The sequence below is a fragment of the Corynebacterium afermentans subsp. afermentans genome (assembly GCF_030408355.1).
Classification (GTDB): domain Bacteria; phylum Actinomycetota; class Actinomycetes; order Mycobacteriales; family Mycobacteriaceae; genus Corynebacterium; species Corynebacterium afermentans.
The window spans coordinates 2,066,449-2,086,100 of sequence record NZ_CP046606.1; the positions used below are offsets into that span (position 1 = coordinate 2,066,449).

A 19,652-nucleotide genomic window follows, 5' to 3' on the forward strand; every position below is an offset into this window, starting at 1 on the left:
AAGTTAGGCAAGGCCCAGGTCTTCGAGTCCGAGGAGGAAACGGTACTCCAGGCCGGCGTCGCGGAGCACCTGGTCGGCGCCGGTCGCCCGGTCGACGACGGTGGCCACCGCGACCACCTCGGCGCCCTCCTCGCGGCAGGCCTCGACGGCGGTCAGCGGCGAGTTGCCGGTGGTGGTGGTGTCCTCGACCACCAGCACGCGCTTGCCCTTGATGGACGGGCCCTCGATACGGCGCTGCATGCCGTGCTTCTTCGCCTCCTTGCGCACCACAAAAGAGTCGATCGGGCGGCCGGGGGCGTGCATGACGGCGGTGGCCACCGGGTCGGCGCCCAGGGTGAGGCCGCCGACGGCGTCGAAGTCCAGGTCGTCGGTGAGCTCGCGCAGCAGCTGGCCAATCAGCGGGCTGGCCTCGTGATGCAGCGTCGCGCGGCGCAGATCCACGTAGTAGTCCGCCTCCTTGCCCGAAGACAGGGTCACCTTGCCGTGCACCACTGCCAGCTCTTTGACCAGATCAGCGAGTTTTTCCTTCATCGTTCTACTCCTTATCGTCGAAAATTGAGCTCGGGCCCTGCATGCGGCGCACCCGGGTCAGGTCCACCACGCGGCGCTCGTCGCCGGCGATAGCTTCCACGTCGTCGCCGCCGATGGTGTGGTCGGCCACCTCGCCGCGCTCGCCGCCGGTGGTGCGCGTCGGCAGCTCCACGGGGTCCTCCGGGCGCTGCATCACCGGCTCGTTCTCCGCCTCTTGCGCCGCCGCGGGGGCCTGTCCTGGGATTTCGCGGGTGGGGAATGGCAGGTTCAGCGGGGTGTCGTCGATAGGCGGCAGCGTCCGGGCCGCATCCGCGAGCAGCGCCAGGGGCGCCAGCGTCGCGTCCCAATCTTGCGGGGTGGCGTCGCGGCCCAGCTGGGCAATCGCCCACGCGCCCTCGAACCAGACGGCCTGCACAGCGGCGGGAAGTTGTTCGAGCGCAGTGAGCACTCGCCTATCGACGAACCTCCGGCCCGCCCCCGCCTGCGTCGCAAAACACGTGAACCCATGGTGCGTGTCCAGTTCCACCAGGTCGTCGGAGCCTTCCGCCGCGAAATCCGTGCGGCGGAAATCCACCACCGCGCTGGTCTCGGCGCCGGTGCCCATGGCGATGACGGTGGCATCACCCAGGTCCGCCACGTGCGCGTCGTGCCCGTAGGCGGCGCCGGTGGCAACGTTTCGGGCGGGCGCTCCCCCGGCGGCGGCGCCGCGCGACCACTCGCTGGCCAGCATGTCGTCGCTGGACGCAAACGCGTAGCCGTGTTCACGCGCCCAGGCGCGGCGGGCACGCTTGCTGGGCTTGGCGGGTTTGGCGGGGTGCGTGCTGCGCTCACGGGAGTCCGACGCGAACAGCGCCACGGCGGCGAGCAGCGCCACGAGTGCGAGAACGAACAGCAGGATGACCATCGCGGCCTATGCTACCGCGCGGCCCGACACTAAATGTCCGTCGCCACCGGGTTGTCGCGGTTCGCGCTCCACTGGGACCAGCCGCCCACGTAATGGGTGAGCAGCGGCAGGCCGGCGTGCTCCATCGCGGCCAGCAGCAGGGCGGAGTGGTTGCCGGAGCCGGAGTAGGTGATCACGCCGGCCGGGTCCGTGTTCTGGGTAACGCCCAGCTGGGAGAAACGGTCGCGGATCGTGTCGGTGTCCTTCACCTTGTGGCTCTCCGGATCGAACAGGTCGTTGACCGGCAAGTTCCGTGCACCCGGGATGTGCCCGGCGCGCAGGTCCAGGATTTCGCGGAGGCCCTGAAAACGGCGGGCACCTCTGGCGTCGATAAGCAATCCCTCAAATGCCCTGACGTCCTCCATAGTTGCGGACGGCAAGTTGCCCTCGGTGAGCTCGACGCCGCGCGGGACGACGATGCCTCCCGGGCCCGCGACCGTGGGGAAACCTTCGCCGTCCCAGGCGGCGAAGCCGCCGTCGAGAATGTGCACGTCCGTCACGCCCGCCCAGCGCAGAATCCACCATGCGCGGGCGGCGAACAGGCCGTTGCCACCGTCGTAGATGTACACCGGGCGGCCGTCCTCGATGCCCCAGCCCGCGGCCGCTTTCCTGACAACGTCAATGCTGGGCAGCGGGTTGCGGCCCACCGCACGGCCGGGCAAGCCGGCAAGCTGCACCGAAGGGTCGCAGTACAGCGCCGTCGGGATGTGCTCCGATTGGAATTTGGACCACGCTTTGCCGTCTTTCGGCTCCCACAGCGCGGCGATAATGGTCTGTTTTTGGCCAGTCTGGATGCGTTCGTTGAGTTCAGCGGCGGAGACAAACACGCTCATGGCCGCAAGTGTAACGGTGTTCTACGCCATGTACCCAGGAGCGAGCTGGATTGTGCCCTGCTCCTCCAGACCGCTGAGCCACTCGGTGATCCCCTCACGCGGACAGTCCGCGCCGATGCTGGCCGCAAGCATGCCGCCCGGGCCGAGCTCCACCCGGCAACCGAACGCCAGCAAGGTTCCGGCGATCTCATCAGGGTCCAGGCCCTCCGGATCCTCCGGCAGCACACGCACCGTCGATGCGCCGCCACGCACCACCACCCGATCCACATGGAACGCCCCACCCACCGTCACGCACTCAACGATGTCGCCCATCGCGAGCGTCGTATCCACGAACGGAACGCTCGCCACCACAAAATGATTCTGCCCAATCTGGTGCGCCTGCAGCTGCTCGCTCTCAACGCCCGGGATTGCAACGCGGGTGAGGATGGTGGTGGTTGCCTGCATGCAGGGCAGTCTAAACCCTTCCGGTGCTGATTTGGGATTTTGCCGATTGCCGCTGGCCTAGACTGCATGCGTGACTGGATACCTAGCCCCCACCAAGAAAGTGCGCGTCGCGGACTTCGCGCGCAAGAAAGCCGACGGCGAGAAGTGGGCGATGCTCACCGCGTACGACTACGCCACCGCGAGGGTGTTTTCCCAGGCCGGCATCGAGTGCCTCCTGGTCGGCGACTCCGCAGCCAACGTGGTCTACGGCTACGACACCACAAACCAGGTCTCCGTGGACGAGATGGCGTTCCTCGGCGCGGCCGTCGTGCGCGGCGTGGGCCATGCGCTGGTGATCATGGACCTGCCGTTCGGGAGCTACGAGGCCAGCGACGAGCAATGCGTCCGCACCGCCACCAGCCTGATCAGCCGCACCGGCGCCCACATGGTGAAGCTGGAGGGAGGCGTGCGGATCGCCCCGCGCATCCGTGCGCTGAAAAACGCCGGTCTGGCGGTGTGCGCCCACGTCGGCTTCACCCCGCAGTCCGTGGACAACCTGAGCGGGTTCAAGGTCCAGGGCCGCGACGCCGGGGCCGATCAGCTGCGTGACGACGTCAACGCGGTCGTCCAAGCCGGCGCCGACATGGTGGTCTTCGAAATGGTCCCCGCGGACTTAGCGGCGGAACTGACCGCCTCGTGCCCCGTCCCGACCGTCGGCATCGGCGCAGGTGCAGGCACTGATGCCCAAGTGCTGGTCTGGCACGACATGGCGGACATCCCCGCCGGCGACCACCGCGCGAAATTCGTGCGGAAGTTCGGCTCGGTGGGCACGGATCTGGCCGCCGCGGCCGCCGACTACAAGCGCGCAGTGCACACCGGGGAGTTCCCAGGGCCGGAGCACGCGTTCTAGGCGGGCGCGGGGGCGGTCGGCGCTACTTTGCACAGACCCTGGGAGGCTTACCCTGGGTTCGCGCAAAAATCTGCCGCTCCCAGGCTGAGGATCCCAGGGTTTGCGGATCGAGGCGGGCGGAAGTGGCGTGGCGTGATGCAGCGGTGATGCAGCGGGAGCGCGCCGCCGCGTTAGAGCTCGATCGGGGCGTTGTCCAGCAGCCTCGTCGATCCGACCTTCGCCGCCACGAGCAGGCGCGCCGACCCCGTGTATCCGTCGGGCAGCGCGGACATGTCCTCGGCGGTGGCAACGAGGTAGTCGAGGTGGAGTCCTTCGGTGGCGTCGAGAAGCGAGCGCGCTTCGGCGAAGCTGCCGGTGGCCAGCGCCCGCGGGATAGCGAGGGCAACTGTGCGCTCCTCGGCGGAGAGGTATCGGTTGCGCGAGGATAGCGCGAGGCCGTCGGTGTCGCGCACGATCGGGCAGCCGTGGATTCGCACGGGAAGGTGCAGGTCATCGACCATCTGCCGGATCAGCGCGAGCTGCTGGTAGTCCTTCTCGCCGAAAAGCGCGTCCGAGGCGCCGGTCAGCGCGAACAGCTTCGCCACCACCGTGAGCACGCCCGCGAAGTGCGTCGGCCGGGTCGCGCCCTCCAACACCCCGCCGAGCGGACCGGGTTGGATCGTCGTGCGCGGGCCGTGCGGGTACATCGTCTCGGCGGAAGGCGCGAAGACAGCGTCGACGCCGAGGGCCTCAAGCTTGGCGACGTCCTCAGCCAACGTCCGCGGATACTTCTCCAAATCCTCGCCCGGCGCGAACTGCAGCGGGTTGACAAAGATGCTCACCACCACGGGATTGCCCAGCGCTTTGGCGGCGCGGACGAGGGCGAGGTGGCCGCTATGCAGCGCACCCATGGTGGGAACGAGGGAGATGGGGCCGGCCGGAAGCGCCGTAGCCAGCGCTTCCGGGGTATGCACGAGTTGGGTCATACGCCCATTATCTACCTCGCGGCAACGTCCAGGCCCTCGCCTTCGTCAGCGACGTCCACGTGGACGGTGTCGCCGTCGACGATCTCACCCGCCAGCAGCTTCTTGGCCAGGCGGTCGCCGATGGCCTGCTGGATCAGGCGGCGCAGCGGGCGGGCACCGTAGGCCGGGTCGTAGCCGCGCTCGGCCAGCCAGGACTTCGCGGAATCCGACACGTCCAGCACGAGACGGCGGGCGGCGAGGCGCTCGGCCAGACCCTCAAGCTGGATGTCCACGATGCCGACGAGCTGGTCCTGGCTCAGCGGGTCGAAGACCACCACGTCGTCGAGACGGTTGATGAACTCCGGCTTGAAGTGGTGCTTCACCGCGTTCATGATCTGCTCGCGGTTGCCGCCGGCGCCCAGGTTGGAGGTGAGGATGACCACGGTGTTGCGGAAATCCACCGTCCTGCCCTGGCCGTCGGTGAGGCGCCCGTCGTCCAGGACCTGCAGGAGCACGTCGAAGACGTCCGGGTGCGCTTTCTCGACCTCGTCGAAAAGCACGAGCGAGTACGGGCGACGGCGCACGGCCTCGGTAAGCTGGCCGCCGGCATCGAAGCCGACGTATCCCGGAGGGGCGCCGACCAGGCGGGCGACGGAGTGCTTCTCGCCGTACTCGGACATGTCGATGCGGATCATGGCCGCTTCGTCGTCGAAGAGGAACTCCGAGAGCGACTTGGCCAGCTCCGTCTTACCCACGCCGGTGGGTCCGAGGAAGAGGAAGGAGCCGATCGGGCGGTTCGGGTCAGCCACACCGGCACGGGAGCGGCGCACCGCGTCGGAGACCGCGACGACGGCTTCATTCTGGCCCACGACGCGCTCGCCGAGCACGGACTCCATGTTCAGCAGCTTTTCCGTCTCGCCCTGCATCATCTTGCCGGCCGGGATGCCGGTCCAGGAAGACACGACGTCCGCGATGATGTCCGGTGTGACCTCCTCTTCCAGCATGGTCTTGTTGCTGGCCTCGGATTCCGCGCGCGCAACCTCGGCCTCGAGTTCCGGGATGCGGCCGTAGCGCAGCTCGGAAACCTTGGCGTAGTCGCCCTCGCGCTCCGCGATCTCGGACTCGTTGCGCAGGCGCTCGAGCTCCTCCTTCGCGGACTGGACCTTGTTCACCTCCGCCTTCTCGTTCTCCCAGCGCGCCTTCATCTCGCCGAGGCGCTCGCGCTGGTCCGCGAGCTCCTCGCGCAGGTGCTCCAGGCGCTGCGCGGAAGCGGCGTCGGACTCCTTCTGCAGGGCGATCTCCTCGATCTCCAGGCGGCGCACGATGCGCTCGAGTTCGTCGATCTCCTGCGGGGAGGAGTCGATCTGCATGCGCAGGCGCGAGCCGGCCTCGTCGACCAGGTCGATGGCCTTGTCCGGCAGGAAGCGGTTGGTGATGTAGCGGTTGGACAGCTCCGCCGCCGACACCAACGCGGAGTCCTGGATGCGCACACCGTGGTGCACCTCGTAGCGTTCCTTCAACCCGCGCAGGATGCCGATGGTGTCCTCCACCGTCGGCTCGCCCACGTACACCTGCTGGAAGCGGCGCTCTAAGGCGGCGTCCTTCTCGATGTACTGGCGGTACTCGTCCAGCGTGGTCGCGCCGACCAGGCGCAGCTCACCGCGGGCGAGCAGCGGCTTGATCATGTTGCCGGCATCCATCGCGGAATCGCCGGACGCACCGGCACCGACGATGGTGTGCAGCTCGTCGATGAACGTGATGATCTGCCCGTTGGACTCCTTAATCTCGTCCAGGACGGCCTTCAGGCGTTCCTCGAACTCGCCGCGGAACTTCGCGCCGGCGACCATGGAGCCCAGATCCAGCGAGATCAGCGTCTTGCCCTTGAGCGACTCCGGAACGTCGCCGGCCACAATGCGGCGGGCCAAGCCCTCGACGATCGCAGTCTTACCGACGCCCGGCTCACCGATGAGCACCGGGTTGTTCTTCGTGCGGCGGGAAAGCACCTGCACCACACGGCGGATCTCCGAATCGCGCCCGATCACCGGGTCGATCTTGCCCTCGCGCGCACGTGCGGTCAGGTCGGTGGAGTACTTCGCCAGCGCCTGGAACTGGTCCTCCGGGTTGTCGGAGGTGACGGTCTTTCCGCCGCGCACCGAGGAGAAGGCCTCCTTCAGCGCGTCGAAGGTGGCGCCGCGCTTGGTCAAAAGCTCAGCGGCGTCGTCGTTTCCCTTCGCAATGCTTGCCAAAAGGACGTCGGCGGAAACGAACTCGTCGCCAAGCTCGCCCGCGAGATCCTGCGCGTGCTGCAGTGCCGTCTGCAGATCCCGGTTGATGCCCGGGTTGGCCATGTTCTGCCCCTGTGCGCTGGGGTAGCCGCTAATCAGCTCGCCGGCCTCGCGCGCGACTGTCTCCGGGTCCACGCCCGTGGTCTTGAGCACCGGGGCGGCGATGCCGTCCTCCTGCTTCAAAAGCGCTTCGAGAACGTGTGCCGGGCGCATCTCCGGGTTGCCGGCGGCGGAGGCGCGCATCTGCGCCTGCTGCAGGGCCTCCTGTGTCTTCTGCGTGTACTTGTTCGCCATGATCCCATGGTCCTTTCTTGCCTAATGTTTGTTTCGCACTAGGTGTAACGCACAAGAAGTTGAGTCTGTTCCTGTCAACGGCAAAAAAGTTGCGCGGGGTTAGCTCAAATGGGGCAGGACTATAAGAGTCCAGTGGAGGGTGTCTCAGAGGTCGAGGCGCAAAGACCGGGTACCGGTCAGGGTGGGTTAAGGGTTAAAAAGGGGTTAAACGACAAAAAGTGTGTCTGGAATCGACGATTTTCAGGGTTTGACCTGTAGGTTTCAGGGAAATATATGCTTCGGGGGCATATATTTAGGTCTCGAGCGTTCAATCCTCGGTGTGGCTGCCGTGATGTGCTATGTGCGGCGTGGTGTGGTGTCGCAATGTCAAAGAACCAACCACGCTGCCACTGCGGCGGAGAAATGAAACGAAACGGCACCACTAGCAAAGGCACCACCAGGTGGCGCTGCAAACGATGCGGCGCCTCCAGCGTGAAACGCAGAAGCGACATCACCAACGCGGCGGCGTTCACCGTCTTCATCGACCACCTCACCACCGGCGCCAGCCTCGATACCGTTGCCCGCCGTGTGGGGTGCTCACCGCGCACGATGCAACGTCGATTCGAACCGTTCTGGTTCGTTGATGTGCCTGACCCCACCGCCGGCCACGACAAGCGGGTCTACGACCAGATCTTCCTTGACGGCACCTACACCGCTGGCGGCTGCTTGATCGTCGCGGCGACGATCGACCACGTGATTGCCTGGCACTGGTGCAAACACGAAACCACCCGCGACTACCAACTGCTGCTTGAGCGCATCGAAGCCCCACTCATCGCCGTCATCGACGGCGGCCAAGGCGCATACAGCGCGATCAAAAAGTGCTGGCCGACTACGAAAATTCAACGCTGCCTCGTCCACGCCCAACGCGTGGTACGCCGCTACACCACCAGTAACCCACGCACCGATGCCGGGCGCACCATCTACCGACTTGCGCTGAAGCTGACCCGGATCACCACGCTGGATGAAGCCGCTGCATGGGGTGCGCAGCTGCACGAGTTCTCCACGCTCTACCGGTCATGGATGGACGAGAAAACCCTGGTCAAAGATCCCAAAACCGGTGCATGGACCCGCGTGTGGACGCATCACAACGTGCGCAAGGCATACAACAGCCTCAACCATCTTTGGCGGTCCGAGATGCTGTTTGTCTACCTCAACCCGCCAAAAGCAGTACTTCAACCAGAGTGGATCAAATCCACCACCAACAGCCTGGAAGGCGGCATCAACGCCCAGCTCAAACTGCTCGCCAGAACACACCGCGGCAGATCAGGTGAACGACAACGCCGCATGCTGGATTGGTGGCTCTATTTGAAAACGGAACTGCCTGACGATCCAGTACGAATCGCCAGTCAGTCCGACTGGGGCCAGGGCCAACTCGCCAAAGTATCCACCCTGACCCGAAACGAGAACGAAGCCGACCACGAAACCGGACGACCAGCCCTCTACGACAACGCTATCGACACCAACTACACACACTCAATCGGCATCCAAAAAGGCCAAATCTAACCCCCACGACACGCTGAATCAGACACACTTTTTGTCGTTTAACCCTTAAAAAGAAACCCGCTGGGCGTGATGCCCAGCGGGGATTCTTATTGATACCGGATTTTAACCCGTCTTGTACCTGAAAGTGTATACATGGCACCGTGCAGGCGCAAACTATCTCAGCAATCACCAATGCCTTGTCCGATGCACGGTTCGACACCTACCGGGCTGCTGCAGGAGGATCCGAAGCAAAGGCGCTGAAGCTGTACTTATGGAACATTACGATGGCCGGTGCCGTCACTGCCACAACCGGAATTGTTGAAGTGCAGCTGCGAAACAGCATCGACACGAGGCTCCAAAGCTGGAACGAAACTGAGCCTGTACACGAGCCAGGTAGGTCAAGCTCCTATTCACGAGATTGGTTGATAGACCCCGCACCCAAACTCAAGCAAATTATCTCGCCAACCAACAGGCAACCTTTATGGAAGAAAGCTGCGCCTGCATTACTCGGAGAGGATGGCTCCGCCAGGAAAACTAACCCCACGCATGACGATCTTGTAGCAGCGCTTCCCTTCGGGGCATGGCTCTTCTTACTCCCTCAGCCTCAAGTGTCGTCCCCCAACAACCCAAGGATGAGGCTCTGGAATGAGGCGCTGAGCAACGCTTTTAATGCGAGGGCAGGTTCTCCATTCCGATACGCAAATCATTCAGTCATCTATCGGTGGGCAAACACAGTGCGATTCGCTCGAAACCGGGCGAGCCACTTGGAACCGCTACTCGATTCCAGGGAGCTCTTGCGGTACCACAGGGTCTGCCTCCGATTGATGAATTCGCTAAACCCTGCAGCAGCTTCCTGGCTTGCAGGGCAGCAGTACATTCCTACCGCGCTACGTAACCGCCCGTGATAAGCATCAAGCTTTACGACGATCTCTTGGCCGGTATCCACTTCATCACGTAAGCCAGCACGACCACCCCGACCGCGATCGCGAACGCGATCCAGCCGAAGATCGCGGTAAAGCCGGCGATCACCGCGATCGGCGCAATGATGGTCGTGCCGATCTCGAACGGGGCGAAACCGACGTAGGCCACGCCGTACTCGTTGAGCGTGCCGGACTTCAGCTTCGGGTCCACCATCTTCAGCAGCGCGATGCCGGTGGCCACGGCGGCGGTGGCCCAGCCCCAGCCGAACAGGCCGCGCTCGAGCCACTTCTCGCCGAAGAAAGTCGGGCCGGCCCAGAACATCCACACCACGCAGAACAGGGTGCCCAGCACGAAGATGAGCACGAGCGCCTGCCAGTAGCCCGCCAGTGCTGCGGGCACGATGGAGGCGATGCCGAAGGCGATCATGTAGTCCGTGGCGGCGCCGGAAACGGAGCTGATGGTGGAGCTGTCCAGGTAGTTCGGGCGCCCGACGAGCTTGAGCACCAGGCGGCCGATGAGCCCGATAACGAATGCCATGGCGAACAGCGGGATGGACACGTTCGACCACTGGTCCTTGATCAAACTGTTGACCATGTACGCGATGAGCACGGTGAACGCGATGAAGCCGGCGTGCAGCGCCAGCGGCTCGATGGACGAGGGGTTAGTGGTGGCCTTGCCGATGGAGGGGCGCTCGTCTTCGTTGTGAATGTAGCCGGTGCGCAGGTCGTCAGGCAGCGTGCCGGCGAGCTGGGACGACTTGCCCTTGCGGATGCCCCAGTTGGCCATGATCACACCGCCGACGATGGCAACCAGGGTGCCCACGGTGGCCGAGGTGAAGCCGATGGAGGAGGCCCCTTCCACGCCGATTTCCTCGAGTGCGGAGCCCACGGCCGCCGCGGTGCCGAAGCCGCCGATGAAGCCGACCGGCAGCATCATGCCGAACCACGGCTCGGTGCCGAACACCGGCGCAAAGACATACAGGCCGAGCAGGATGAACAGGCCCCACTGGCCCATGAACATGGCGGTGGAATAGCCCCACATGTTGCGGGCACCGGAGGCGACGGAGCCGCCGAGCTCCATCGAGTACGCCATGGAGGCGAACACCACTGCGATCAACAGCGTGGTGTACGTGCCCACTTGGTCAGACCAATGGATCACGCCCAGCACCTCGTCGCCCAGCAGCAGGCCGAGCAGACCTGCGGTGATCGGGGCGGGCAGCAGCAGCGCCTGCAGCACCTTCAGCCGGTTGCGCAGAATATTGCCGACGATGAGCAGGACCGAGATCCAGCCGATGTCCGTGAGCAGCGTATACGGGGTGAATTCCACCGCAGCACCTCTTTTCTATCCACTTATCACATTTAAACCGGGTGCAACTTTAGCCCACAGCCGCTAGGTAGCCTGTTTTCATGCCTTCCGTCCCCTTTTCGCAGACGTTGCGCACCCACGGCCCGCAGGTCAGCCGCGCGTGGCGCGCCCGCTTCTCCCAGGCGTACCCGCAGGCGGAAATGATGCTGCCACCTGGAGACGAGATGCCGCCGCTGCTTTTACGCGCCGCCCTCGCCGTGCTCGAACGCCCCGCCGAGGAAGTCCGCGACGAGCTCAAAGCGCTGGCGCTGGATCTGCGCCGCACAGGGTTTCCGGCTGAGGAGTACCCCAACGCTGTGCAGATGCTTATCGACGAAGGCGCGGACGCCGAAGCCGACCGCACCGCCCTATCCGACGCGGCCGAGCTCATGCGCGATGCCGCCTCCCAGGCCGACTACGCCGGCGTACCCGCCGCCACCGCCGCCCAGGTCACCAGCGTGGCGGACCACGGCGAGGTGCAGGTGGTGCGCCTGGAGGCCGGCACGCCGGTGCCGTACTCCCCCGGCCAGGTCATCCCCGTGATGTCGCCGAAGCGTCCCGGCGAGTGGACCGGCTTAGTCCCGGCGCTGCCGTCCAATCCGCTCGGGCAGCTGGAGTTCCACGTACCCGGCGGCATTCCGTTGGAGCCGGGCGACTGGTTGACGTTGGGGGCGGCGCGCGGTGGGCTGCGGGAGGTTGTGGACAAGCAACTGCTCCTGGTTGCCGCCGAGGGCGGTATCGCTGCGGCGAAGGCGCTGGTGTTCCACTGCCTAGAGCAGCCCGATCCGCCGGAGGTGCACCTGGTCGTCGGCGCGCGAGAGCCCGGCGAGTGGTACGACACTGCTGCGCTGGATGCGCTGGCCAAGGCCCAAAACTGGCTGGATATTACGTGGGTTGCAGAGTCGCGTGTGGGGGCATCGCTGGAGCAGGTGGCCTCTGGCGTCGGCATGTGGTGGGGCCGCGAGGTGATCGTGTGTGCGCAGCAGGAGCGGGCGGTGAGCCTGGCCGCTGCACTGGAGGTCGCCGGGGCGCAAGACGTGCAGACCGTCGCCCCCGATGCGGTGCCGGAGTGGTTCAGCGAATAGCGCTGTGCTCCCGAATCTCCGCCAGCGGCAGCTCCTTGCGCGCCTCGGTGGCGTCCGCCGGGTCGATTTCCACCACTAGCGTTTCTGGCCCGTAGCCGGCCTCCGCAAGCCGCTGGCCCGTCGGCCCCACCACCACAGAGTGGCCCGCGCCAGTGGGCCCTGAAGGCTCCCCGGCCTTGGTCTCGAAGTCCGGGCGAGCCTGGCCAGCGGCCGCGACGAACACCCCGGCATCCAGCGCACGCGCGACGGTGAGGATGCGCCACTGCTCCACCTTGCCCGGCCCATCCGCCCAGCTCGTGGGCACCACAACCACTTTCGCGCCCCGTTGAGCGAGCGCCTGGAACTGCTCTGGGAAGCGGATGTCGAAGCAGGTTGCCACTCCCACGGTCACGCCGTCGTGTTCAAACGTGACCAGCTTGTCGCCGGGGCGCACCGTGTCCGATTCCTTGTAGTTGAAGGCGTCGTACGTGTGGATCTTGTCGTATCCCTTATGCGCCCCGCCGCCGGTGATCAGCGTGGTGTTGTAGACGCGGTTGTACTGCTTGCCGTCCACGGTGTTCGTGTCTGCGGGGCGGAACATGCCGGCGACGATGGTGACGCGGAGCTCGTCGCTAAGCTTTTTCAGCCCTGTGGCGAACGGACCGTCCAGTTCCTCTGCCTGCGTATCCAGCCGCCCCTGCCCGAACGCCTGGCTGGTGGCCTCGGGCAAAACGATCAGCGTGGCGCCTTGGGCGGCGGCGTCGCGGATACGCGGTTCGATGGCGGACAAATTTTCCATCTTGTCGCCGCCGGCGGCAATTTGCAATAGCGCGATCTTCATGTGGATAACTCTAGGTGCGTCTCGGGGGAGTTATCCACAGATTTGGATTGGGGTATTGCGTCGACTGTTGCGTTCGCGGATGGTTCGTTGCATGACATTTCTTCAACTGACCACAGACACCGCACCCGCCGCCCGCAGCTGCATCCGCAGCTTCACCGCCCTTCCCGCCGCCCACTTAAATCCCTCGCGCTCCGCGTCCGCGCTCACATCGTTGCAGGACGTTGAGCATTTGCTTGTCGACGATGTCACGTCCCGCCTGGACACCCACCTCCACGACGTCGCCGCATTTGCGTCCAAAGTGGAGCAGACGGACACCCGCTTGGGCAAGGAGCTCACGCCGTGACGTACAAACCAGCACTGTCCACATCCGAATTGTTCGCCGCGGCAGCCGCCACCAAATTGGCAGCAGCCGGTGCGCGGGAGCGCGCGGAACACGCGCCGTATTCAGCCGCCGTCATTGCGGATTCAGGGTTCCGCGGACCCGCGTTCGAAGCGTCTGCTGCAAGGCTAGCCAGCTACAACGCGGCGCTTGCCGCCAGTGCTGTGCGGCTGGAGCAGGCGTCGGTGGCCTTGCTCGCCGCCGCCGGTTTGCAGCAGCAGTTGGACGAGGCCGCCGAGTTCATCGGCGTCACCGCCCATTCACGCGTCGTGCTGTGGCTCAACGGCATGTCCATGATGCTGGATCTGAGGCTGTCACGGACCCTGTTGGGTGCAGCCGGCAAGGAGCAGGACTACGACCCGCTGTTCGATCACCCGGACGAGTCCTTCGAATCGTTGCACGCCCGGCACGCACAGACGGTGCCAGCGTCCACGATGGCAGCGGTGGAAGACGCTGGCGGCGTGATCCTCGAGGCCGGTCCGACTGCGACCACGGTCCTGGTCGGCGACGCGGTGGACCCCTCACGCGTGATCACCATGGTCGCGGGTGCAACCACCGGCACACCCTCGAAGCTGCCGGGCGAGCTGGAGAAAGCCCAGATGTTGTCAGAAAAGACCGGGGCCGCCGTGGTGGTGTGGCAGGGCTACGCCCCTCCCCCGCTGCTCACGGACGCAGCCTCGCCCCACCGCGCCCACGCCGGCGCGGACGACCTTGCAATGTTCCAGGCCGCGTTGGAGGAGCGCTTCCCCGACGCACAGAAGACCGTGGTCTCCCACAGCTACGGCTCGCTCTTAGCCACGAAGGCGGCGCACCAGCACGGGTTGCTTGCAGACGACCTGTGGATCCTGGGCAGCGCAGGCGTCTCGGGCGAGCACGTCTCGAAGCTGACCCTGGCTGGGCCCGAAGCGACGGTGCACGTGGTGGATTCCCCCGAAGACCCGATCCTGTTGTTGCGCTCCGGTCCGACGGCGGCGATCGGCTCGTCGCCGTCGTACATCGGGTGGGGCGGCGAGCGTGTGCTGGGAGTCAGGGGCGGGCACACCGACTACTTCACAGACCCCACATTTCTGTCGGCTTTACAACAGCGCTCGGACCCAGCTGCGTAAAAGTCGTTACCATGGCGCACGTTGAATGAAACGACTAAACAGGAGATGTAGGTAGGCAATGCCCAATTTCGCAGAGCAAGTAGTCAAGCGCCTAGAGGACCTAGGCGTCAAGCGTATTTACGGCCTGGTGGGCGACTCGCTCAACCCGCTGTCCGACGCCGTGCGCCAGAGCGACATCGAATGGGTGCACGTACGCAATGAGGAGGCAGCCGCGTTCGCCGCCGGTGCCGATTCCCTGGCCGCCGACGAGCTCGCCGTCTGTGGCGCATCCTGCGGCCCGGGCAACACCCACTTCGTCCAGGGCCTGTTCGAGGCGCACCGCAACGGCGCGAAGCTGCTGGCCGTTGCGTCGCACATCCCCACCATGGAGATCGGCTCCTCCTTCTTCCAGGAGACCCACCCGGAGCTTCTGTTCCAGGAGTGCTCCTCCTACTGCGAGTTAGTCCACGAGGCGGACCAGGGCATGCGCGTGCTGCACAACGCCTTGCAGAACACCTTGGCAGGCAACGGCGTGTCCGTGATGGTCGTGCCTGGCGACATCTTCGCCGCCGACACCGCCGAGGGCCCGCACACCGCGGACTCCGTCTACGCCACCGGCAAAAACAAGCGCGTCTACCCGGACCCGCACGAGGCCGCCCGCCTGGTGGAGGCGATTAACAAGGCCGACAAGGTCACCCTGTTCTGCGGCTACGGCGCACGCGACGCCCGCGACGAGGTCTTCGCCCTGGCGGAGAAGATCAAGTCCCCGATCGGCCACTCCTTCCGCGGCAAGATGTACTTCGAGTACGACAACCCGTACGACGTAGGCATGTCCGGCCTGCTCGGCTACGGCGCTTGCGTGGACGCGATGGAAGAGTCCGACCTATTCATCATGGTCGGCACCGACTTCCCGTACACCGACTGGCTGCCCGACGAGAACGTCGCGCAGATCGACATCGACGGCACCCACATCGGCCGCCGCACCACTGTGGACTACCCGGTCGTCGGCGACGTGAAAAGCGTCATCGAGAACATCCTCCCGCACATCGAGGAGAAGACCGACCGCGGGTTCTTGGACAAGATGCTCAAGCGCCACTACCAGCTGCTGGACCACGTGGTGAAGAGCTACACCTCCAAGGCCTTCGAGTCCAAGAAGCCGATCCACCCGGAGCTCGCCGCATCCGTGCTGGACGAGCTCGCGGACGACGACGCGTACTTCACCGTCGACACCGGCATGTGCAACGTGTGGTCCTCGCGCTACCTCACCCCGAACGGCAAGCGCGACGAGGCCGCATCGTTCCTTCACGGCACCATGGCCAACGCCCTGCCGATGGCAATCGGCGTGCAAGCGGCATACCCCGACCGCCAGGTCATCTCCTGGTCCGGCGACGGCGGGTTGGGCATGCTCATGGGTGAGCTGCTCACCATCAAGCTGCACCAGCTGCCGGTGAAGGTGATCTGCTTCAACAACTCCTCGCTGGGCATGGTGAAGCTGGAGATGCTGGTGGCTGGCATGCCGTACTTCGGCACCGACCACGAGCAGGCCAACTACGCCGAGATTGCCAAGGGTGTGGGCATCAAGTCCTTCCGCATCGAGGACCCGGACGACCTCGAGCCCGTGCTCAAGGAGGCCCTGGCCTACGACGGCCCGGTGCTCGTGGACATCGTCACCGACCCGGAGGCGCTGTCGCTGCCGCCGGGAATCACCTGGGACATGATGAAGGGCTTCACCAAGTCCGGCGCCCGCACCGCTTTCCTCGAAGGTGGCGTTGGCCGCCTGTTCAACCTGGCTAAGTCCAACCTCCGCCACATCGGCGGCGCCGCGGCCATCGAGTTCGGCGGCTAAGTTCGGCTCGGTAGCCTCCTCAATGCGAAAACACATCGGCGTATGTAGTGTTGTGGAGGCTTTCAAAAGGCCCCTAGCCTTCCATGGCTAGGAAGCGTTTCGAATTTTCTAAGCACAAACGCCCGCGCTCAAGTGTTCACTGCGCGGGCGTTTTGTCATTCCGCATTCGATTTCCACTGCCGATACCCCAGCGCCCGCCGAATCAGCGCCGACCACCCGACGATCTGCAGCACAATGGACGCCGCACCCAGTGTGGCGTTGAGCCAAAACTGATCCTCGTACGGAAACCCGGTCAGCCTCAGCACGAGACCAATAACGTACGCGACACCCAGGTAGCCAGCGTCAACAATAAAATCGTTTACCCGGCGATTCTGCAGCGGAAGCCCGATGAGCAGCGCCGCGGCGAGCATCCCCAGCACGGGGATGACAACGTAGCCGCCGAATACCGCCACGCCTGGAAACGCAACGCACAGAATCGCGACCAGTAAAAACTCGGGGATGCGAAAACCCCACGGTCGCGTGTCTTTGAGCAGCGGCGGTTCGCTGACACCTGCCATCATGCTGCCGAGTATACGAGCCTCTGCGTCATTTCCTCTTCCACGCCAGGAGCGCAATTGCGCGCCGCAGCGCCGCGGAGACCCCGGTCAGAATTATGGCTGCGGCGACGTACGGCATGATGGCCGGCAGCGCACCGTACGGATTGTCACTTTTAGCCAAAATTACTGCGACGAGAACGCCCACCACGATGTAGGCGGCATCTCCCCAAAACTTGTTCACCGGCTGGCGCTGCAGCGGGATGCCCAGCACCATGCACATCAGCAAAACACCAAGCAACATCGGAGCGACGAATACCAGCGCAAATCCAAAGCCAGCGCTGATTTCACTGTTCGCGTCCTCAACCACCATCCACACGAACGCCGCAACCAACAGGATGACTTCCGGGAAACGGAACCGCCACGGACCGGTCTCTTTGAGCAACGGCGGAGCGCCAGCCTTAGTCGTCATGCGGCCGAGTTTAAAACTCCGATCGCTACCGCGTGGAGCGCCGGCGGCGTCGAGAAGCAGCTGGCTCCCACGTGACCACCGCGGTGGAGCGCGGCACGTGCACCAGCTCACCGCCGCGGCGAGTACCGGTCTGCAACTTCTGGCGCAGCTCCTCGTTATGTCCGCGTTGGGTTTCCAGTTCGTCCTGGAGGTCCTCGATCTGCTGGGAGAGCTCGATGATCGTCTTAATGCCGGCGAGGTTGACGCCCTCCTCCTGGGAGAGGTACTGGATGCGGCGCAGCATGGAGATGTCGCGCCGCGAGTAGCGGCGGCCGCCACCCTTGGTGCGCATCGGCGTGACCAGGCCAAGCCGGTCGTAGGTGCGCAGCGTCTGCGCGTGCATGCCGGTCAGTTCAGCGGCGACGGAGATGACAAAATACTCCTGTTTCTCATCCATCGTCTACACCTCCTTCCTGGGCTAGAGCCCGGCCCACCCGGCGCGCGGGTCGAAGCCGGAGTCCTTCTCAGCCTGGGCGTAGGCGCGCAGCGCGGAGGTGGCGGACGGATCCAGGTCCTTGGGCACCTTCACCTCCACGGTGACCATCAGGTCGCCGGCGGCGCCGGAGCGCTTCGGGATGCCGCGGCCCTTCACGCGCAGGGTGCGCCCGTTCGGGGTGCCAGCCGGAACCTTCACCTTCACCGGGTTGTCCAGGGTGGGCACCGCGATGGTTGCGCCGAGGGCGACCTCGGAGAACGCGACCGGGACGGTGACCTCAAGGTCGTCGCCGGAGCGGGTGAACACCTCGTCGTTGCGCACATGCACGGTGACGAACAGGTCGCCAGCGGGCGTGCCGTTCGGGCCCGCCTCGCCTTGGCCTGCCAGGCGCACCTTCTGCCCGTCGACCACGCCTGCGGGGATACGCACGGTGATCGAGCGGGTGCGCCGCACGGTGCCGGTGCCGCCGCAGGTGTCGCACGGGTCCTCGATGATCTCGCCGGTGCCGCCGCAGTTCGTGCAGGGACGTGCCATGCCGAAGGCGCCGGAATTCTCGCGGATGTAGCCGGAGCCAGAACACATCTGGCAGGTGTGCGTCTTGCCGTCCTTGGAACCGGAGCCGTGGCAAGTGGTGCACGGAGCTTCGCCGGTGAGCTCGACCGGGATGGTCGTGCCCTTGGCGGCCTCACGGAAATCGAGGGTTATTTCCGTTTCGACGTCGGCCCCCCGCGACGGCCGAGCGTTCCTGCCAGCACCGCCGCGGCCGCCAAAGAAGCCACCGAAGATATCACCAAGGCCGCTGTCTCCAGCTTGTCCACCAGCGGCTGATCCGAAGATGTCGGAGAGGTCGAATTCCGTTTCCGTGCCGCGAAACCCGCCCGGAAAGCCGGATCCTCCTCCCCGCCCGAACCGGCCGAAGCCGCCCGAGCTGATCATGGATTTCAGCTGGTCGTATTCCTTACGCTTCTGCTCGTCGCCGACAACGTCGTACGCCTCGGCCACCCGCTTAAACTTCTCCTCCGCCTTTTTGTTGCCGGGGTTGGAGTCGGGGTGGTTTTCGCGTGCGAGCTTGCGGTATGCCTTCTTGATGTCTGCAGCGCTTGCCGACGAGCTCACGCCCAAGTCGCCGTAATAGTCCTTATCGGCCCATTCTTGTTGCATAGCCATCTCGCACCCTCCTTTCCTCTACAAAGAGTGTTGAGTCTGTCTCGCTAAAGTTTGTTCACTAATTTATCTAAGTACAAAGGCCGGGGACGAGGCCGCGTGGGTCCGCGCTGCCTCATTCCCCGGCCCTTCCATCCGAGCGATTTACCTACTCGGTTGTGTCGGCTTCTGGCTCGCCGGCCGGCTCAGCAGGCTCGGCGGGATCAGCGATGATCACCATGGCGTTGCGCACCAGGCGGTCGCCGATCATGTAGCCCTTGCGCAGCACCGTGCCCACGGCCTTGGTGTCGCCCTGGGAGAGGTCCTGCACCGCCTCATGGATCTCCGGGTTGAACGCGTCGCCCTCAGCACCGAACTCCTTGATGCCCTGGCCGGCAACGATCGAGCGGAACTTGTCGGCAAAGGCCTTGAGCGGCCCCTCGGCCAAGTCGCCGTGCTGCTCGGCCAGATCCAGGTCGTCCAAAAGCGGCAGCAGCGGTGTGGCGAACTTCGCCTTGGCAGTGTTGGCCAGCTCACCACGCTCGCGTTCGGTGCGGCGGCGGTAGTTCGCGTACTCGGCGCTGACCCGCTGGAGCGACTCAGTACGCTCCGCCAGCTGCAGCTCGATGTCGCTGACTGCGCCGTCGCCGTCTGCGTCCGGGTCGATCGCGTTCTCCGCGATCTTCGCGGCGTCCTCGAGCTCGGCGTCCGCGGCTAAGAGAGGGTCTTCGTCCGTCGCAAGCGCCTCGGACTCAGCAGCCTCGTCGGCGAGGGTTTCCGCCTGGTCGGGGGACACGTACTCGGGGTCCGTGGCCTCCGGAGCGCCCGGGTTGTCGGGCATCTGCTCGTCGTGCGGATTCGTCAT

General features: G+C 65.1%; 19 protein-coding genes. 6 read left to right on the forward strand and 13 right to left on the reverse strand.

The features are described from left to right. Positions 1-3: 3 nt before the first annotated feature. Genes pyrE through CAFEA_RS09870 form a run of 4 tightly spaced genes read right to left on the reverse strand, consistent with a single transcriptional unit; the run spans position 4 to position 2,751 of the window. On the reverse strand, positions 4-531 hold the full coding sequence (gene pyrE, locus CAFEA_RS09855) for an orotate phosphoribosyltransferase (protein ID WP_063938960.1): 528 nt from the start codon (positions 529-531) through the stop codon (positions 4-6). A 4-nt stretch (positions 532-535) separates the two neighbouring features. Further along, positions 536-1,435 carry a TtfA family protein gene (locus CAFEA_RS09860; protein WP_076589923.1) on the reverse strand — a complete coding sequence of 300 codons (900 nt, stop codon included), beginning with the start codon at positions 1,433-1,435 and terminating at the stop codon, positions 536-538. Between the two features lie 29 nt (positions 1,436-1,464). Further along, the gene (locus CAFEA_RS09865; RefSeq protein ID WP_063938961.1) at positions 1,465-2,307 is read right to left on the reverse strand and encodes a sulfurtransferase; all 843 of its coding nucleotides are present in this window, start codon (positions 2,305-2,307) and stop codon (positions 1,465-1,467) included. A gap of 21 nt (positions 2,308-2,328) precedes the next feature. Then, positions 2,329-2,751 (reverse strand): DUF4265 domain-containing protein, encoded by a 423-nt coding sequence (locus CAFEA_RS09870; protein WP_035000158.1) that lies wholly within the window; start codon positions 2,749-2,751, stop codon positions 2,329-2,331. Between the two features lie 70 nt (positions 2,752-2,821). Here CAFEA_RS09870 and panB point away from each other — a divergent pair, with 70 nt between their 5' ends. Further along, positions 2,822-3,640, forward strand: coding sequence for a 3-methyl-2-oxobutanoate hydroxymethyltransferase (panB, locus tag CAFEA_RS09875; RefSeq protein ID WP_063938962.1), 819 nt, complete (start codon positions 2,822-2,824; stop codon positions 3,638-3,640). Between the two features lie 170 nt (positions 3,641-3,810). Here the strand turns inward: panB and panC are convergent, their stop codons facing one another. Both panC and clpB read right to left on the reverse strand, forming a co-directional pair. Beyond that, positions 3,811-4,605, reverse strand: a complete 795-nt coding sequence (gene panC / locus CAFEA_RS09880; RefSeq protein ID WP_063938963.1) for a pantoate--beta-alanine ligase — start codon at positions 4,603-4,605, stop codon at positions 3,811-3,813. A gap of 11 nt (positions 4,606-4,616) precedes the next feature. After that, positions 4,617-7,163: an ATP-dependent chaperone ClpB gene (clpB, locus tag CAFEA_RS09885; RefSeq protein WP_063938964.1), complete on the reverse strand. Its 2,547-nt coding sequence runs from the start codon at positions 7,161-7,163 to the stop codon at positions 4,617-4,619. Between the two features lie 363 nt (positions 7,164-7,526). Between clpB and CAFEA_RS09890 the strand changes: the two genes are divergently transcribed. After that, positions 7,527-8,705, forward strand: coding sequence for an IS1249 family transposase (locus CAFEA_RS09890; protein ID WP_063937531.1), 1,179 nt, complete (start codon positions 7,527-7,529; stop codon positions 8,703-8,705). Positions 8,706-9,602: 897 nt separating this feature from the next. Here the strand turns inward: CAFEA_RS09890 and CAFEA_RS09895 are convergent. After that, the gene (locus tag CAFEA_RS09895) at positions 9,603-10,931 is read right to left on the reverse strand and encodes a sodium/glutamate symporter (protein WP_063937027.1); all 1,329 of its coding nucleotides are present in this window, start codon (positions 10,929-10,931) and stop codon (positions 9,603-9,605) included. 80 nt (positions 10,932-11,011) lie between these two features. Between CAFEA_RS09895 and CAFEA_RS09900 the strand changes: the two genes are divergently transcribed. Next, positions 11,012-12,034 (forward strand): ferredoxin reductase domain-containing protein, encoded by a 1,023-nt coding sequence (locus CAFEA_RS09900; protein WP_063937026.1) that lies wholly within the window; start codon positions 11,012-11,014, stop codon positions 12,032-12,034. Here CAFEA_RS09900 and CAFEA_RS09905 read toward each other — a convergent pair. Then, positions 12,024-12,854: a carbon-nitrogen hydrolase family protein gene (locus tag CAFEA_RS09905; protein WP_063937025.1), complete on the reverse strand. Its 831-nt coding sequence runs from the start codon at positions 12,852-12,854 to the stop codon at positions 12,024-12,026. The two genes, CAFEA_RS09900 and CAFEA_RS09905, sit on opposite strands and share 11 nt — an antisense overlap. A 91-nt stretch (positions 12,855-12,945) precedes the next feature. Between CAFEA_RS09905 and CAFEA_RS09910 the strand changes: the two genes are divergently transcribed. From CAFEA_RS09910 to CAFEA_RS09920, 3 genes are read left to right on the forward strand one after another with little or no spacing between them, the layout of a single operon-like run. Further along, positions 12,946-13,197, forward strand: coding sequence for a hypothetical protein (locus CAFEA_RS09910; RefSeq protein ID WP_063937024.1), 252 nt, complete (start codon positions 12,946-12,948; stop codon positions 13,195-13,197). Continuing rightward, positions 13,194-14,339, forward strand: coding sequence for an alpha/beta hydrolase (locus tag CAFEA_RS09915; RefSeq protein ID WP_063937023.1), 1,146 nt, complete (start codon positions 13,194-13,196; stop codon positions 14,337-14,339). The genes CAFEA_RS09910 and CAFEA_RS09915 overlap by 4 nt, the downstream gene beginning before the upstream one ends. A 58-nt stretch (positions 14,340-14,397) precedes the next feature. Next, on the forward strand, positions 14,398-16,164 hold the full coding sequence (locus tag CAFEA_RS09920; RefSeq protein ID WP_063937022.1) for a pyruvate dehydrogenase: 1,767 nt from the start codon (positions 14,398-14,400) through the stop codon (positions 16,162-16,164). A 155-nt stretch (positions 16,165-16,319) separates the two neighbouring features. Here CAFEA_RS09920 and CAFEA_RS09925 read toward each other — a convergent pair whose 3' ends face one another. From CAFEA_RS09925 to grpE, 5 genes are all read right to left on the reverse strand, one after another. Next, complete coding sequence (locus tag CAFEA_RS09925) at positions 16,320-16,724, reverse strand: hypothetical protein (RefSeq protein ID WP_063937021.1); 405 nt, start codon at positions 16,722-16,724, stop codon at positions 16,320-16,322. Between the two features lie 25 nt (positions 16,725-16,749). After that, entirely contained in the window at positions 16,750-17,169 is a 420-nt protein-coding gene (locus CAFEA_RS09930; protein ID WP_076590022.1) for a hypothetical protein, read from the reverse strand. 25 nt (positions 17,170-17,194) lie between these two features. After that, entirely contained in the window at positions 17,195-17,605 is a 411-nt protein-coding gene (locus CAFEA_RS09935) for a heat shock protein transcriptional repressor HspR (protein ID WP_063937019.1), read from the reverse strand. 21 nt (positions 17,606-17,626) lie between these two features. Next, positions 17,627-18,811 (reverse strand): molecular chaperone DnaJ, encoded by a 1,185-nt coding sequence (gene dnaJ / locus CAFEA_RS09940; protein WP_035000176.1) that lies wholly within the window; start codon positions 18,809-18,811, stop codon positions 17,627-17,629. A 145-nt stretch (positions 18,812-18,956) separates the two neighbouring features. Next, positions 18,957-19,652, reverse strand: a complete 696-nt coding sequence (gene grpE, locus CAFEA_RS09945) for a nucleotide exchange factor GrpE (protein ID WP_063937018.1) — start codon at positions 19,650-19,652, stop codon at positions 18,957-18,959.

Excerpts from the sequence above, each read along its gene's own strand:
- CAFEA_RS09890 (WP_063937531.1), top strand. The coding sequence starts at position 7,527 with ATGTCAAAGAACCAACCACGCTGCCACTGCGGCGGAGAAATGAAACGA.
- CAFEA_RS09910 (WP_063937024.1), top strand. The coding sequence starts at position 12,946 with ATGACATTTCTTCAACTGACCACAGACACCGCACCCGCCGCCCGCAGC.
- CAFEA_RS09935 (WP_063937019.1), bottom strand. The coding sequence starts at position 17,605 with ATGGATGAGAAACAGGAGTATTTTGTCATCTCCGTCGCCGCTGAACTG.
- clpB (WP_063938964.1), bottom strand. The coding sequence starts at position 7,163 with ATGGCGAACAAGTACACGCAGAAGACACAGGAGGCCCTGCAGCAGGCG.
- CAFEA_RS09865 (WP_063938961.1), bottom strand. The coding sequence starts at position 2,307 with ATGAGCGTGTTTGTCTCCGCCGCTGAACTCAACGAACGCATCCAGACT.
- dnaJ (WP_035000176.1), bottom strand. The coding sequence starts at position 18,811 with ATGGCTATGCAACAAGAATGGGCCGATAAGGACTATTACGGCGACTTG.
- panC (WP_063938963.1), bottom strand. The coding sequence starts at position 4,605 with ATGACCCAACTCGTGCATACCCCGGAAGCGCTGGCTACGGCGCTTCCG.
- grpE (WP_063937018.1), bottom strand. The coding sequence starts at position 19,652 with ATGACGAATCCGCACGACGAGCAGATGCCCGACAACCCGGGCGCTCCG.
- CAFEA_RS09905 (WP_063937025.1), bottom strand. The coding sequence starts at position 12,854 with ATGAAGATCGCGCTATTGCAAATTGCCGCCGGCGGCGACAAGATGGAA.
- CAFEA_RS09930 (WP_076590022.1), bottom strand. The coding sequence starts at position 17,169 with ATGACGACTAAGGCTGGCGCTCCGCCGTTGCTCAAAGAGACCGGTCCG.
- CAFEA_RS09925 (WP_063937021.1), bottom strand. The coding sequence starts at position 16,724 with ATGATGGCAGGTGTCAGCGAACCGCCGCTGCTCAAAGACACGCGACCG.
- CAFEA_RS09870 (WP_035000158.1), bottom strand. The coding sequence starts at position 2,751 with ATGCAGGCAACCACCACCATCCTCACCCGCGTTGCAATCCCGGGCGTT.
- CAFEA_RS09860 (WP_076589923.1), bottom strand. The coding sequence starts at position 1,435 with ATGGTCATCCTGCTGTTCGTTCTCGCACTCGTGGCGCTGCTCGCCGCC.
- CAFEA_RS09920 (WP_063937022.1), top strand. The coding sequence starts at position 14,398 with ATGCCCAATTTCGCAGAGCAAGTAGTCAAGCGCCTAGAGGACCTAGGC.
- CAFEA_RS09900 (WP_063937026.1), top strand. The coding sequence starts at position 11,012 with ATGCCTTCCGTCCCCTTTTCGCAGACGTTGCGCACCCACGGCCCGCAG.
- pyrE (WP_063938960.1), bottom strand. The coding sequence starts at position 531 with ATGAAGGAAAAACTCGCTGATCTGGTCAAAGAGCTGGCAGTGGTGCAC.